Origin of the sequence: Desulfotignum balticum DSM 7044, assembly GCF_000421285.1 — a bacterium.
GTDB lineage: Bacteria > Desulfobacterota > Desulfobacteria > Desulfobacterales > Desulfobacteraceae > Desulfotignum > Desulfotignum balticum.
This window is the reverse complement of the sequence record NZ_ATWO01000001.1, coordinates 1,646,792-1,660,769: the sequence shown is the minus strand read 5'-3', so window position 1 is coordinate 1,660,769 and position 13,978 is coordinate 1,646,792. Positions and strand designations below refer to the sequence as shown.

General features: G+C 54.5%; 13 protein-coding genes. 5 read left to right on the top strand and 8 right to left on the bottom strand.

From position 1 onward, the window contains the following. Positions 1 to 12: 12 nt before the first annotated feature. Genes K365_RS0108355 through K365_RS0108340 form a run of 4 tightly spaced genes read right to left on the bottom strand, consistent with a single transcriptional unit; the run spans position 13 to position 4,455 of the window. Positions 13 to 303, bottom strand: coding sequence for a (2Fe-2S)-binding protein (locus tag K365_RS0108355; RefSeq protein ID WP_029725060.1), 291 nt, complete (start codon positions 301 to 303; stop codon positions 13 to 15). Continuing rightward, positions 296 to 1,468 (bottom strand): NAD(P)/FAD-dependent oxidoreductase, encoded by a 1,173-nt coding sequence (locus K365_RS0108350; protein WP_024334218.1) that lies wholly within the window; start codon positions 1,466 to 1,468, stop codon positions 296 to 298. Before K365_RS0108350 ends, K365_RS0108355 begins: the two co-directional genes overlap by 8 nt. Positions 1,469 to 1,499: 31 nt before the next feature. After that, complete coding sequence (locus tag K365_RS0108345; protein WP_024334217.1) at positions 1,500 to 3,407, bottom strand: TRAP transporter permease; 1,908 nt, start codon at positions 3,405 to 3,407, stop codon at positions 1,500 to 1,502. A gap of 22 nt (positions 3,408 to 3,429) precedes the next feature. Continuing rightward, a complete protein-coding gene (locus K365_RS0108340) occupies positions 3,430 to 4,455 on the bottom strand; it encodes a TAXI family TRAP transporter solute-binding subunit (RefSeq protein ID WP_024334216.1) in 1,026 nt (341 codons plus the stop codon). Between the two features lie 343 nt (positions 4,456 to 4,798). Here K365_RS0108340 and K365_RS0108335 point away from each other — a divergent pair, with 343 nt between their 5' ends. From K365_RS0108335 to K365_RS0108315, 5 genes are all read left to right on the top strand, one after another. Next, positions 4,799 to 5,488 (top strand): GntR family transcriptional regulator, encoded by a 690-nt coding sequence (locus tag K365_RS0108335; protein WP_024334215.1) that lies wholly within the window; start codon positions 4,799 to 4,801, stop codon positions 5,486 to 5,488. 161 nt (positions 5,489 to 5,649) lie between these two features. After that, the gene (locus tag K365_RS0108330; RefSeq protein WP_084490033.1) at positions 5,650 to 7,704 is read left to right on the top strand and encodes a DEAD/DEAH box helicase; all 2,055 of its coding nucleotides are present in this window, start codon (positions 5,650 to 5,652) and stop codon (positions 7,702 to 7,704) included. Positions 7,705 to 7,724: 20 nt separating this feature from the next. Further along, on the top strand, positions 7,725 to 9,407 hold the full coding sequence (ettA, locus tag K365_RS0108325; RefSeq protein ID WP_024334213.1) for an energy-dependent translational throttle protein EttA: 1,683 nt from the start codon (positions 7,725 to 7,727) through the stop codon (positions 9,405 to 9,407). Between the two features lie 17 nt (positions 9,408 to 9,424). Continuing rightward, complete coding sequence (locus tag K365_RS0108320; protein WP_084489785.1) at positions 9,425 to 10,321, top strand: DMT family transporter; 897 nt, start codon at positions 9,425 to 9,427, stop codon at positions 10,319 to 10,321. Positions 10,322 to 10,332: 11 nt separating this feature from the next. Beyond that, positions 10,333 to 11,385, top strand: coding sequence for an AI-2E family transporter (locus K365_RS0108315; protein WP_024334211.1), 1,053 nt, complete (start codon positions 10,333 to 10,335; stop codon positions 11,383 to 11,385). 86 nt (positions 11,386 to 11,471) lie between these two features. Here K365_RS0108315 and K365_RS0108310 read toward each other — a convergent pair whose 3' ends face one another. From K365_RS0108310 to K365_RS0108295, 4 genes are all read right to left on the bottom strand, one after another. Further along, positions 11,472 to 11,723, bottom strand: coding sequence for a DUF2442 domain-containing protein (locus tag K365_RS0108310; protein WP_006965275.1), 252 nt, complete (start codon positions 11,721 to 11,723; stop codon positions 11,472 to 11,474). Then, entirely contained in the window at positions 11,713 to 11,982 is a 270-nt protein-coding gene (locus tag K365_RS0108305) for a DUF4160 domain-containing protein (protein WP_024334209.1), read from the bottom strand. The genes K365_RS0108310 and K365_RS0108305 overlap by 11 nt, the downstream gene beginning before the upstream one ends. A gap of 112 nt (positions 11,983 to 12,094) precedes the next feature. Further along, positions 12,095 to 13,429, bottom strand: coding sequence for a TRAP transporter large permease (locus tag K365_RS0108300; RefSeq protein WP_024334208.1), 1,335 nt, complete (start codon positions 13,427 to 13,429; stop codon positions 12,095 to 12,097). Next, positions 13,429 to 13,974, bottom strand: a complete 546-nt coding sequence (locus K365_RS0108295; RefSeq protein ID WP_024334207.1) for a TRAP transporter small permease subunit — start codon at positions 13,972 to 13,974, stop codon at positions 13,429 to 13,431. Before K365_RS0108295 ends, K365_RS0108300 begins: the two co-directional genes overlap by 1 nt. Between the last annotated feature and the right edge of the window lie 4 nt (positions 13,975 to 13,978).

Below are 13,978 nucleotides of genomic sequence, written 5' to 3'. Positions count from 1 at the left end.
ATCCCATCTGCTTCATCGGGTTTCAATCTGCATGCCGTCGGTTGCCAGGGTCATGCAGGCCAGTTGGTCCGGGACACCGTTGATGGTGACCCGGCATTCATAGCAGATGCCCATACCGCAGAAAATTCCCCGGGGCTCACCGGTTTTTCCGGCAATCCGCAAGACACGGATTCCTTCGGCCAGCAAAGCGGCATGAACAGTTTCCCCCTCATAGGCAGTACAGGGAACCCCGTCCACCTGCAGGGTAATTTTTGTGCCCCGGTTTGCCGAAGAAATCCGCAGGTCTGTATCCGCATTATTCATGGGCCTGTCCTTTCTGGGTTATAAACCGTTCCGGAGAAAACGGTGCCAGAGAGATGGCGGTTTTTTGTCCCAGGACCATATCTGCCATCAGTTCTCCTGTGATCGGGGACAGGGCAATACCGTCTCCCTCGTGGCCGGCTGCCATGAAAAACCCTTCCAGGGACGGCACCGGTCCCAGGATGGGCAGGCCGTCCGGGGTATAGGGCCGGAGACCGGCAAAGGTCCGGATCACCTGAAGGTATTTCAGGGCCGGCAGTACCTCAGTGGTCCGTGATATAATCCGGCGAATACCAGGCATGGTGTTTTCTGTGCAAAACCCTGCAAATTCCCGGGTGGATCCCAGCAGCAGGTTTCCGTTGTCTGTCTGCTCCATGGACATGCCTTCTCCCTGTTCTGCGGCCAGGGACGGATCATATTTGACTGCAATGTATCCGGCTGAAATCATACAACTGGAAATCATGGGGCGCGCCGCCTGGGTCACCACGATCTGTCCCCGCCGCGGTGCGATTGGCAGGTCGATTTTTACCATCTGACAGATACGCCCCGCCCCGGCACCGGCGGCATTGACCACCGAATCTGCTGCAATATCTCCGTGTGTGGTGGCAACCCCGGTCACCCGGTTATTTTTTGTGTGAATTCCCAGCACCTTGGTCCGGGTCAGGATCCGGGCATGATTTTTTTTCGCACCCAGTGCAAACCCCAGCGTCAGATTGATGGGATTGACCCGGGCATCCAGGGAAGACCAGGTGGAGCCGTAAATATCAGGAGATAAAAAAGGTTCCGCCGCCAGGGTTTGTTTTGCATCCATCAGGCAGACTTCCAGGCCGATATCCTTTTGTTCCCTGACAAATTTTTCCATGGCCGGATATTGTGCCGGAGTCTGGATGATCACCCGGCCCCCGGTCTGCCTGAATTCAATGTCCACAGGCAGCTCTTTTTTCAACAAATGAAACCGCTTCAGGCTTTCCATGGCCAGACCCAGGTGGATGCCGGGCTTTTTGGACTGCATGAACACCAGGCCGTCGCAGGCCCCGGAGCTCCCGGATGCCAGGTCATGGGATTCGATAAGAGTGACCCGGGCCGCTTTTTTTGCCAGGTGCCAGGCAATGGAAGTGCCGATGACACCACCGCCGATGATCACAATGTGAAAAATTCCGGAACCCATGGGGTTTACGCCTCTTTATCCCTGGCCATACTCAGGTGTTGTCAGTCACCGGATCCGTTGCCCGGGACCGCAGAAAAAGCCACACAAAAAACCCAACGATTGCCAGGGTGGCGGCTGCCAGTGTCATTGGCCGGCCCACCAGGTCCGGGTGGGCACAGAAAACAAACGCCCCGATGGCGGCAGCCGCCATGATGGTCCTTTGAAAGAGGCTCAGTATGGTAAAAAAATAGCCGGTGAGGGCGGCGGATAAAAACACAACGGCAATGAGCAGCACCAGCACCAGGGATATGATTTCCACCAGGGTTCCATTTAAAAGCAGTGCCGGGTTGTAAATAAAAATCAAGGGAATCAAAAATGCCACAATGGCCAGCTTAAAGGCCTCGAATCCGGTCTGCAGCGGCTTGGATCCGGCAATGGACGCGGCACAATACGCAGGGATGCACACGGGTGGCGTGACTTCCGCCAGGATGGCACAGTAAAAAACCAGCAGATGGGATGCCAGAAGATCCGTACCCAGGGTCACCAGGGCCGGGCCTCCGATGGTCACGGCGATGATATAGGCCGGGGTACAGGGCATGCCCATGCCCAGAATCAAAGAGGTTCCCATGATCAGCACCAGGGCCGGCAGCAGAAATCCCCCGGACCAGTGGTTGATCACCGTGGCAATGCCCAGGGCCAGCCCGGTATGGGTGACAATTGCCACCACCATGCCGGCACCGGCACAGGCCAGGGCAATCATGATCATCTTCTGACCGGCCGATTTCAGTGCTTCAAACAGCCTGACCGGCGTCATGGCGGTTTTCTTTTTAAAAAAACTGATGACAAACGAACTCACGATCGCACCCATGGCCCCCATGAAAACCGAATACCCCATCAGCAGCATGGCCACCAGGCCGACAATGGGAAGCAGCAGATAAGTATCCCTGATAATGGTGGAAACAGGGACCAGCATGTCCTCTTCCTTCATGCCTTTTACATTGTCCTTGACCGCGATAAAATGGACCCGGATGATCAGGCTGGTGTAGTAGAGCAGTGCCGGCAGTGCTGCGGCGATACATACCTGCAGATAGGGGATGCCCGTAATTTCCGACATCACAAAAGCCCCGGCCCCCATGATGGGCGGCATGTACTGCCCGCCGCTGGAGGAAACCGCTTCCACGGCCCCGGCAAACTGGGGCCGAAACCCCAGCCGTTTCATCATGGGGATGGTAAAGGTGCCCGTGGCATAGACATTTGCCGCGGCCACCCCGCTGATGGACCCGAAAAAAGAACTGCTGATCACCGCGACTTTGGCGGGCCCGCCCCGGCTTCTGCCGGCCAGGCGGCACGCCAGGTCCGTGAAAAATTTCCCGGTCTGGGTGCTCTCCATAAATGCCCCGAAGATGACAAACAAGGCCACAAACGTGGCGGAAATACCGGTGATGGCCCCATAGATGCCCGTATCTGTGATCAGGTACTGCATTTCTATGAGTTCTGACAGCGGCAGGGGTTTTGCAAAGAACACCCCGCCCATATAGGGGGCTGCATACAGGTATGAAAGAAACACCACGATCAGAATGGTCATGGCCGGCACCACGGCCCGGCGGATCGCCTCGAGCAGCAGCAGAATGTTCAATCCCCCTAACACCATCTCCAGTGTGGTCAAAGGATCGATAAATTCCAGCCGCATGCTCAAGGCATCATTGTTCAGGATCAGATAAAAAGGCGGCAGCAGTGCCAGAATTGCCAGAATCCAGTCATAAAAAGGAATCCGGTCAACCGGGGACCGCCGGGTGGCAGGAAACAGGATAAAAGCCATGGGCAGCAAAAACAGCAGATGAACTCCCCGCTGAATCCGTGGCTGCATGACCCCGAAGGTTGCCGTGTAAATGGCAAATACCGAGACCACGGTCAGCCATGTGCCGATCACTGTTCCTTTCCATCCCCATAACTTTCTCACCCGGGCCGCTCCTTTTTTTTGCTTATTTCATGTATCCGGCTTCTTGATAATACTTTTTTGCTCCCGGATGCAGGGGAACCGCCACATTGGCCCATCCCTGTTCCGGGATAAAGGTCTGGTTGGCGTTGTTGATGGCATGCAGTTCCTCCACCTGTTCACATAAAATCCGGGTGATGGTATATGCCACAACATCAGACACATGGCTGCCGATCAACAGTTCGCCCGTACTCACCACGGTAGATACATCCGTTGCCTGGCCCTTGTAGGTATCCGAAGGGATAATCTGTTTTCCCGAAGCGGTGGGCAGGGTTCCCAGGTCATCGGCCAGGGTATCGATACAATCATCTGAAACCGAAAGAAGGGTGCTGGAACGGCTGACCATCATCTCGGTGATGGCTGCGGCCGGCAGAGCCAGATGGGTAAAGACGAAATCCACATGCCGGTCTTTGTAAAGGCTGATCATGTCGGCATACCCGGCCTGAAATATCTTGCCACCCGCCTTATCGATGTCCTGGGAAGAAATCCCGTGAAAATTAAGGATATTTTCGATCAACGGCAGGTCCGATGTCCCTTTCATGGGCATGGCCACCTTGATGGCCTTGCCGGCTTTGACCATGTCCGCCATTTCAGACAGGGTGTTGAGGCCCTGATCATGGCCGGCCACAAAATGGATATAATAGGTGCCGAAAATACCTCCCACGGATCTGACATTCGGATTGGCGGTTTTAAACAATGGCGCCATCCCTTTATATGCCATTTTATCCACAAACGTAATTCCCCATCCTAAGTCATCCTTGCCGCTGGATACCCGAACCGGATTCACCACCCCGCCGCCCGGCACCACCTTTAAGATGAGTTTGGGCTCGGCTTCCGTGATCATCCTGGCAATACCGCCTGCCTGGACATACCAGCCGCCGCCCACACCGCCGGCTACCCAGGTCAAGGTGGCCGGTGTCGTCAACTGGGTATCATCAGACATACCCGCACTCGGCAGCACCAGCAAACACACCATAAATAACAGTGTCAGACCGATCTTCGCTTTTTTCATCTCTTTTTCCTTTCCCATAAAATTAACCATCATGTATGACATACCCGGACTATCTGCCGGATTATCCCATGGATCGCGCTGCCCGTCAGGGCATGGCCGTCAACTTCGTGCCCTTCGTGGTTTTTAAAAAATAAAATCAATGTGAATCCATCCGGATATCAGCCATAACCGGCTGAATTTATGATTCGTTAAGATTGATTTTGGCCTGTTTGGCATCCGGAAAACCCTTGACAACGTTTATTTAATTAACTATTTAATTAATTATTTTATAAAATATATTCCACTACCAAAACCAGTGCGGCGTGTCAAGTTTTTTTGCCCGGGCTCACGATGAGGACATAATATGGTGCAGACACAAACAACCCAGAACAAATCGGATCTGACATTCAAAGCATATATGGCGATCCGGCAGATGCTGTTCTACAATGAAATCCAGCCGGGCCAGAAAATCAAATACAAGGACCTGGCCACACGAATCGGGGTCAGCATGACGCCGGTGATCCAGGCATTGAAGTGGCTGGAATTTCATAACATCGTCCGGCATGAATCCAACAAGGGCTATTATATCAATGAAGTCAGCGTCAAGGAAATCACGGAAATCTATGACACAAGGCTGCTTCTGGAAGTGTCTCTGGTTCCGGGTATCATCGGGCATCTGAATGACCAGGGGATCAGAAAGCTGGCAGCCACCCTTGACGCCTACAAGGCAGCCGTGGCTGAAGACAATTACCATAAGCGGATCATGACGGACATGAAATTTCACATGACCCTGGCCGCGCTTTCAAAATGCCACATACAGGTAAAAATGCTCCAGGAACTGTTTGATATTTTATTGCTGCGGTATAATCAGAATCTTTTTTACCTGAGCATGACCGGCACATCCCTGGCAGAGCATGAAGATATTTTCAACAGCATCAAAAAACGGGATCAGGTCCGGCTGGAAGCATCATTGAAGTTTCATGTGGACACAGTCAGAAACCATATCACCCAAGGGATGAGCCGGCTGGTTCCAGACAAAAAAGAGTCTTTCTGAGGTCATCAGATCCAATGGACCGGTATTGACACACTCCAGGCAGGATCTCTGAGGCCAGGACTTGCACAATTTGCCGATATTGATTACACTTGTCCCCAATGAAAACAAAACGAAATTACCGGGGTAAACGCCCCCGGCGAAAACCAGAAAACAGACCCGCCATGAAGCCCGGTGCGGACAAAGGACTCAAACGCGTCTTTGAAAAGATCGGGGTACCTGACGACAAACCCTTTACACCGGATCCGTTCCAGATCGAAGCCATTGACGCTGTTCAGGAAGCAGACTGCCTGGTGACCGCTCCCACAGGGGCCGGCAAAACCTGGATTGCCGAGGAAGCCACCCGGAACTGCCTGGCCAAAAAAGGCCGGATCTGGTATGCCACCCCGCTCAAAGCCCTGACCAACTCCATCCATGCCCGGTTTTCCCAGCTGTTCGGTGAAGAAAATGTCGGCATTCTCACCGGTGATATCAAGGAAAATGCCGATGCCGACGTGATCATCGGCACCACGGAAATCCTGAGAAACCAGCTCTACGATGCCATGTACACCGGAGAAGACCTGAACTGCGACCTGATCATCCTGGACGAGGCCCATTATTTAGGGGATGCGGAACGCGGGGTGGTGTGGGAAGAGATCATGATCTATCTGCCGGTGCGCATTCCATTGCTTTTGCTGTCCGCCACCATCGGCAACCCGGACCAGATCGCCGGCTGGCTGACCGCCATCCGGGGCCGCACCTGCCGCATCGTGGAAAACAAACGGCGGCCCGTGCCGTTGCACCCCATATTTCTGCATCCTTCCGGCACGTTGTACCCGCTGCTTAAAAAGACCGCCGGTCCGGGTGAAGCCAGGCTTCATGATAAAGTGTACAAGTTTGCCAGCATCAAAAAACCGCCGGTCCTGGCGCCGCCGGGAAGACTGCCCGATTTCGGGGATATCCTGACGCTCATGGAGCGGTATGACCTGTTGCCGGCCATCTTTTTTTTAAAATCCCGGGCTGAATGCGACAATGCCCTGAAACTGTGCCGCAATGATCTGCTCAACAAAACACCGCAAAAAAAAGCGGCCCTGAAAGCGACCATTGAGGAACTGGTGGCAGGCAATCCCCACCTGGCCGCCCACCCCCACCGCCGGGACCTGGAAGAAAAAGGCTGTGCCGCCCACCACAGCGGGCATCTGCCTGCCTGGAAAGTGGTGGTGGAGACGTTGATGGCCAAAGGACTGCTCAATGCCATGTTTGCCACCTCTACGGTGGCGGCAGGCGTCAACTTTCCGGCCCGGTCCGTGGTGATTCTGAATTCCGACCGGTTCAATGGTGTGGATTTCCAGACGTTAAGCCCCAGTGAATTTCAGCAGATGGCCGGCCGGGCCGGCCGCCGGGGCATGGACAATATCGGATTCGCCCTGGTGCTGCCCGGCAAGTTCATGGATCTGAAGGGCATTGCCGGCCTGGTGAACGCTCCGGCTTTGAATGTGGACAGCCAGATCAAAATCGATTTTTCCATGGTACTGAACCTGTTGCTTTCACACACGCCGGAACAGGTGAGAACGCTTTTGGACCACTCGTTTGCCTCTTACCTGATCGCAGCCGGCGAAAAACGATCCAAAGCGGCCAGAAAGCGGTTCGGCCAGGACCTGGCATTGTTGTGGAACGATTTTCTGGCACACATGGATTTCCTGGCAAATGAAGGATTCATCACCCGGGACGGGAACCTGACCGAGGACGGTTTGTGGGCTTCCAAGCTCAGAATCGACTCTCCGCTGCTGGTGGCCCAGGGCATCCGGGAAAACCTGCTGCCGGACCGGGATCCGGCCCTGCTGGCTGCCATTATGGCCGCGTTTGTCAATGAAAAAGAATTCAAAGATGACCCGCTGGTTGAAGGCGCCCTTCCCAAACGACTTAAACAAGGCTTTCTGGAGATTCGCAAAGGATTGAAACCCTTTGCCCTGAAACTGCTGTCCAGCGGATTTTCCGCGCCCAACCTCTTTGTCCAGCCCGCGGTTCTCATGTATGGCTGGGCCCATGACACGCCCTGGGACGAACTGATGACCGGATCCGATTACGCGGAAGGGGATTTTGCCCGGCTGATTCTGCGCACTGCGGAAAACCTGCGTCAGATCGCCAAAATTGGCGACAGCTTTCCCAACGTGGCCAGAACGGCGGCTGAAGCCGTGGACATGATTCTCAAAGAACCGGTGATCACCCAGTACCATTAAATTTCCGTCAAGGAGACTGCATGACCGAAGATACCAAAAAAGTGATCTATTCCATGATCCATGTAAGCAAGTTCCATGGCAAGCGCCAGGTGCTCAAAGATATTTCTTTGTCTTATTTTTACGGCGCTAAAATCGGTGTCCTGGGCCTCAACGGCTCGGGCAAAAGCTCGCTGCTGAAAATCATGGCCGGCAAGGACACGGAATTTTCCGGTGAAACCATTTTATCCAAAGGGTACACCATCGGGTTCCTGGAGCAGGAACCCCTGGTGGATTCGTCCAAAACCGTCCGGGAGGTGGTGGAGGAAGGGGTTCAGGAAACTGTGGATCTTTTGGCGGCATATGAAAAGATTTCCGAACAGTTTGCCGAGCCCATGTCCGAACAGGAGATGGACCGGCTGATCGAACGTCAGGGAAAGGTACAGGAACAGCTGGATCACCTGGATGCCTGGGACCTGGACGCCCGGTTGAAGATGGCCATGGATGCCCTGCGGTGTCCGCCCGAAGACACGCCGGTCAGCGTGATTTCCGGCGGAGAGAAACGCCGGGTGGCTTTATGCCGGCTGCTGCTGTCCAAACCGGACATCCTTTTGCTGGACGAGCCCACCAACCATCTGGACGCGGAATCCGTGGCCTGGCTGGAACAACACCTGAACCGGTACGAGGGCACCATTATCGCCGTGACCCATGACCGGTATTTTCTGGACAATGTGGCCGGCTGGATCCTGGAACTGGACCGGGGCGAAGGCATTCCCTGGAAAGGCAACTATTCTTCCTGGCTGGATCAGAAAGCAAAACGCCTGGCCACGGAGCAGAAAGGCGAAAGCAAGCGCCAGAAAACCCTGGAACGGGAACTGGAATGGATCCACCTGTCCCCCAAGGGCCGGCGCACCAAATCCAAGGCCCGGATCAAAGCCTATGAAGACCTGCTCAAAAAAGATGTTGGACAGCAGGAAAAAGAGATGGAGATCTTTATTCCCCCCGGACCCCGTCTGGGGGACAAGGTGATTGTGGCGGATCATGTGACCAAGGCGTTTGAAGACAAACTGCTGGTGGAAGACATGAATTTTGTGATCCCGCCGGGGGCTGTCGTGGGTGTGGTGGGTCCCAACGGTGCCGGCAAAACCACGTTGTTTGAAATGATCACGGGCAAAGAATCACCGGATGCCGGAAAAATTGAACTGGGCCAGAGCGTGAAGCTGGCCTATGTGGATCAGGACCGGGATTCTCTGGATCCGGACAAAACCATTTTTGAAGTCATCTCCGGCGGCAATGACTCATTGATCATCGGCGGAAGAGAACTTAACGCCCGGGCCTATGTGGGCAAGTTCAACTTTTCCGGCACAGACCAGCAGAAAAAAGTGGCGGATCTGTCCGGCGGGGAACGCAACCGGGTGCACCTGGCCTGCATGCTTCAGCAGGAAGCCAATGTGCTGCTTTTGGACGAACCCACCAATGACCTGGATGTCAACACCATGCGGGCCCTGGAAGAAGCAGTGGAAAACTTTGCCGGCTGTGCCGTGATCATCAGCCATGACCGGTGGTTTCTGGACCGCATCGCCACCCATATTCTGGCCTTTGAAGGAGACAGCAAAACCGTGATGTTTGACGGGGCATATTCCGATTATGAAAAAGACCATAAAAAAAGGCTGGGCATCAAGGCGGATGCACCGACGCGCATCAAATACCGCCAGCTGATCCGATAGCGCTTTTGTCTGATCCCATGAAACGACCCGGACCGGCGGCCCACCCATTGTTTGTGATCCACAGCGCCGTGCTGCTGTTCGGTTTGTCCGGGCTGTTCGCCAAATTCATTGATGCCAGCCCGTTGTATATCGTTCTGGGCAGAACCTTGTTTGCCGCTATGGCCTTGGGTGTTTACGCCCGGCTGTTTTCCGGCACAAAACTGTCTGCCGTTCCGGGCCGGGCCACGGGCCTGTTCATTTTGCAGGGGGCGCTGCTGGCCGTGCACTGGTATTTTTTCTTTCTGTCGATTCAGCTCTCCAGCGTGGCTGTGGGCCTGGTCACTTTTTCCACATTTCCGTTGTTTGTCACGTTTATGGAACCTCTGGTATTTAAAGAACCTCTGGACCGCCGGGATATTTTAACGGCCCTGGTGGTATTTTTTGGTATCTGTTTGGTCATCCCGGAACCCGACCTGTCCAACCGGGTCACGCTGGGGGGGTTTTACGGCATTCTATCCGGCCTGACTTTTGCCATCCTGGCCCTGGTGAACCGCAGAAACGTGCGCCTGTCAGATCCCGTGGCCGTGGCATTTTATCAGAACCTGTTTGCGGCCCTGTGCCTGGTAATTCCCGTCATCCTGATCCGGCCTAAGGCAATGGTGGCGGCATCGGATCTGCCGGCCCTGGTTTTTTTAGGGGTGGTGTGCACGGCCCTGTCCCACACCCTGTTCATCAGTTCCCTCAAAAAAATAAGGGCCCAGACCGCCTCGGTGATCACGGGGCTGGAACCGGTGTACGGCATTATCCTCGCATTTTTTCTTCTTAAAGAAATTCCCACATTTTCCACATTGATCGGTGGCGGAATCATCATCGGGGCATCCATTGCTGCCGGGTATCTGGCATCACCCAAAAAGCCAACCTTTCCGAAATCATAACAGGGGGCACAATGAAAAAACTGGAACAAGGCACATTTCTGACCATGCTGGTCCTGGTGACGGCTGTTTTTTTCTTTCTGCTCAAACCGTTTTTCGGCGCCGTGTTCTGGGCCTGTGTCATCGGGCTGGTGTTTGCCCCGCTGTACCAGCGATTTTTAAAATTATGGAAAAACAGGGCCACTTTTGCGGCCCTGTCCACCCTGGTGGTGGTCATCACCATCGGGGTGATCCCGGCCGTGTTCGTCACCGTCTCTTTTTTCCAGGAAGGTGCGGCCCTGTACCAGCGCCTGCAAACCGGTGACATTAATATCGGAGAGCGAATCGAGCAGATCCGCCAGGCGTTTCCAGCCATCCAGAGCCTGATGGACCGGTTCAACCTGGACCTGTCCACGTTCAAATCCCAGCTGTCCAATGCCGCCGTCACGGTCAGTCAGTTCATCGCCCAGAATGCCGTGCAGTTCGGTCAGAATGCGGCCCAGTGGTTTGTCAGCCTGGGCCTGATGCTGTATCTGGCTTTTTTCATGCTCAAAGACGGGACAGATCTGGTGGCCCAGCTGACCCGGGCGTTGCCCCTGGGAGACGAACGGGAACGCCTGCTGTTTTCCAAATTTGCGGAAGTCACCCGGGCCACGATCAAAGGGAATCTGGTGGTGGCAGTCATACAGGGCGGCCTGGGAGGGATCATCTTCTGGATACTGGGTATTCCGGCCCCGCTGTTATGGGGAGTGGTCATGACCCTGCTGTCTTTGATTCCCATGGTGGGTGCCGGCCTGGTCTGGGTGCCGGTCGCCATTTATCTGTTTGCCGTGGGCAGCTGGATTCAGGGCCTGGTTCTCACGGGATTCGGGGCCGGGGTGATCGGACTGGTGGATAATTTTCTGCGGCCCATCCTGGTGGGCAGAGACACCAAACTGCCGGATTACCTGGTGCTGCTGTCCACTCTGGGGGGATTTGTGTGGTTCGGCATCAACGGATTTGTCATCGGACCCCTGCTGGCCTCGCTGTTCGTGGCGTTCTGGGAGATCTTTATCCGGGATTTCAACACCCCTGAAGAGACGGGATGATTTATCCCCAAAACTTTTCCAAAATAAACTGACATAGACCAAGCCTGGCAACCAGTCCATAAATAGATGGGCAGAATCTGAATCATTTATGCAGTTTCATAATGACGGCAGCTTTGATAAAGCTTTGAGGGCGATAGTTCCAGACCATGGGGCCAGGCAAGTGCCCCGACATCGATAAAAAACCGTTTGAAAAATGACTCATCGTGTAACGGCTCCAGCAAGGAGCCTTTTTGCTGAATCAGTTTTTTTCCGTCAAAAAAGCCTGTTTTTCCGTCGGAAAAGCAAAGTTCGATCTGAAAGTCACCTGAATATGTCGCTCTGGTAATTTTAATCATCATAATCTGCTCCCGGGATCCTTTCCAAAGGTTCAAACCGTTGCGCCAACTCCCAGTTTTTCAAAAGTTCTTCCTGATGATCCAAACACCACTCCTTGACAATTTTTGCTGCTTTTTTGGGCAGAAAACCCTCTGCCACCAGCCCTGTCTGTATATCAACCAGCGCTTCAAAACCTTGATATGCCGCATGAATATGTGGCGGGGGATGGTCATCATGCCACATCCTGATAATGATACCAAAAAAAGTGGACAATATGGGCACTTGAAATGAGTCCTGTGGTTCTGTTTAAAAAGCTCCTGACAAAACAAACCAGTACATAACAGACTGACAAGAATAGGACATAATGTCAACTTGAAATCTTTTTTATTCTGATCTACCGCACATACACCAGGCCCGGCAGCCAGGTGGCGATGGCCGGCCACATGGCCACGATGAACAAGCCCAGCAGCTGTAGCAGGACAAAGGGAATGATGCCCCGGTAGATATGACCGGTTTTAATCTGGGGCGGGGTCACCGCTTTAAGGTAAAACAGGGAAAACCCGAACGGCGGGGTCATGAAAGAGGTCTGCAGGTTGATGGCCAGCAGCACGCAGATCCATAACGGATCAAAGGCGAAATCATCCACCAGGATGGGCACCAGCACGGGCACGTGGATGAAAATGATCTCGATGAAATCCAGGACAAACCCGATCAGAAAGATCACGCCCATGACAATGAGCAGCACCACCCATTTGTTATGGGCATGGGCAATATCCATGAGAAACCCGCGGATCAGTTCATCCCCGTATAACTCCCGAAACGTGAGCCCGAATGCGTTGGCCCCCACCAGAATGATGAACACCATGCTGGTGAGCCGGGTGGTGGTGCGGGACACCTCTTTAAGGATATCCAGGTTGAACCGCCGGTTCCAGATTGCCAGGGCCACGGCCCCCACACACCCCACGGATGCGGCTTCCGTGGGAGAGGCGATGCCCGCGAAAATAGACCCCAGCACCGACGTGATCAGCACCAGGGGCGGCACCAGGGCCCGCATGGTTTTTTTCCACAACTGGCGGGCATCCGGCACCTGGCCGTCCGCCAGAGTGATGACCGGGGCCATATCCGGTTTGATCAGGGCCGCAATGAAAATATAGGCCATGTACAGCAGCACCAGAAGCAGCCCGGGCAACAGCGCTGCCATGAACAGGTCTCCCACCGGGATCTGGACAATGGTGGCCAGCAAGACCAGCACAATGGAGGGCGGAATGATCTGCCCCAGGGTGCCGGAGGCGGCCACCGTGCCTGCGGACAGCTCCGGCTGGTACCCGTGCCGCAGCATGGTGGGCACGGCCAGCAGTCCCATGGTCACCACCGTGGCCCCGACAATGCCGGTGGATGCTCCCAGCAATGCGCCGACCACCACGGCGCTGATGGCCAGCCCGCCCCGGATGCGGTGGAACACCAGCCCCATGGTTTCCAGCAGCTCCTCGGCCAGACCGGATTTTTCCAGGGTCACCCCCATGAACACAAACAACGGCACCGCGATCAGGACCACATTGTTGATGGCCCCCCAGATCCGCATGGGCAACAGCTCGAAATATCCCCATCCTCCGCCGATCCATCCGAAACACATGGCCGTGCCGATCAGGGTGAACGTAACGGGAAAGCCGGCCATCAACAGAATCGTGAGCGCCAGGAACATCCATCCGGCCAGGTATTCAGATCCCATTACCGGACATCCTTTTCTTTGTCAGCAAAAAGCGGGGTCAAGAGAATGCCTAAATTCCGGATAAACATAGACACCCCCTGAAACAGAAGCAGCATAAATCCCAAAGGCACACAGGATTTGATAATGAACCGGAACGGAATCCCCCCGGGATCCGGGCTGCCTTCCATAAAGACGAACGCCTCCCGGGCAAACCCAAATGAGGTGTAAATGATAAGGATTGCCCCGGGAAACAGGAAAAAAAGACACCCCAGCACATTGATCCACGCCTGGCCCCGTTCCGACAGCCGCTGGTATACGACATCCACCCGCACATGCTGGTCATACAAAAGGGTGTAACCGGCGCCCATCAGAAAAATGAACCCGAACAGGTGCCATTCCAGTTCCTGGGTAAACACAAAACTGGTGTTGGCGGCATACCGCATGACCACATCGATGAAAACAACCGCCACCAGCAGTACCACCACCCAGGAGACCAGCCGGCCGATCCACTCGTTGCAGACATCTATTCTGGCGGCGATTGTTTCAAGAAAAGGACCGATCTGCATCAAT

Bases quoted from the DNA above. Each gene is read 5' to 3' on its own strand.
- K365_RS0108295 (WP_024334207.1), bottom strand. From the start codon at position 13,974: ATGCAGATCGGTCCTTTTCTTGAAACAATCGCCGCCAGAATAGATGTC.
- K365_RS0108350 (WP_024334218.1), bottom strand. From the start codon at position 1,468: ATGGGTTCCGGAATTTTTCACATTGTGATCATCGGCGGTGGTGTCATC.
- K365_RS0108340 (WP_024334216.1), bottom strand. From the start codon at position 4,455: ATGAAAAAAGCGAAGATCGGTCTGACACTGTTATTTATGGTGTGTTTG.
- K365_RS0108335 (WP_024334215.1), top strand. From the start codon at position 4,799: ATGGTGCAGACACAAACAACCCAGAACAAATCGGATCTGACATTCAAA.
- K365_RS0108320 (WP_084489785.1), top strand. From the start codon at position 9,425: ATGAAACGACCCGGACCGGCGGCCCACCCATTGTTTGTGATCCACAGC.
- ettA (WP_024334213.1), top strand. From the start codon at position 7,725: ATGACCGAAGATACCAAAAAAGTGATCTATTCCATGATCCATGTAAGC.
- K365_RS0108310 (WP_006965275.1), bottom strand. From the start codon at position 11,723: ATGATGATTAAAATTACCAGAGCGACATATTCAGGTGACTTTCAGATC.
- K365_RS0108315 (WP_024334211.1), top strand. From the start codon at position 10,333: ATGAAAAAACTGGAACAAGGCACATTTCTGACCATGCTGGTCCTGGTG.
- K365_RS0108355 (WP_029725060.1), bottom strand. From the start codon at position 303: ATGAATAATGCGGATACAGACCTGCGGATTTCTTCGGCAAACCGGGGC.
- K365_RS0108300 (WP_024334208.1), bottom strand. From the start codon at position 13,429: ATGGGATCTGAATACCTGGCCGGATGGATGTTCCTGGCGCTCACGATT.
- K365_RS0108330 (WP_084490033.1), top strand. From the start codon at position 5,650: ATGAAGCCCGGTGCGGACAAAGGACTCAAACGCGTCTTTGAAAAGATC.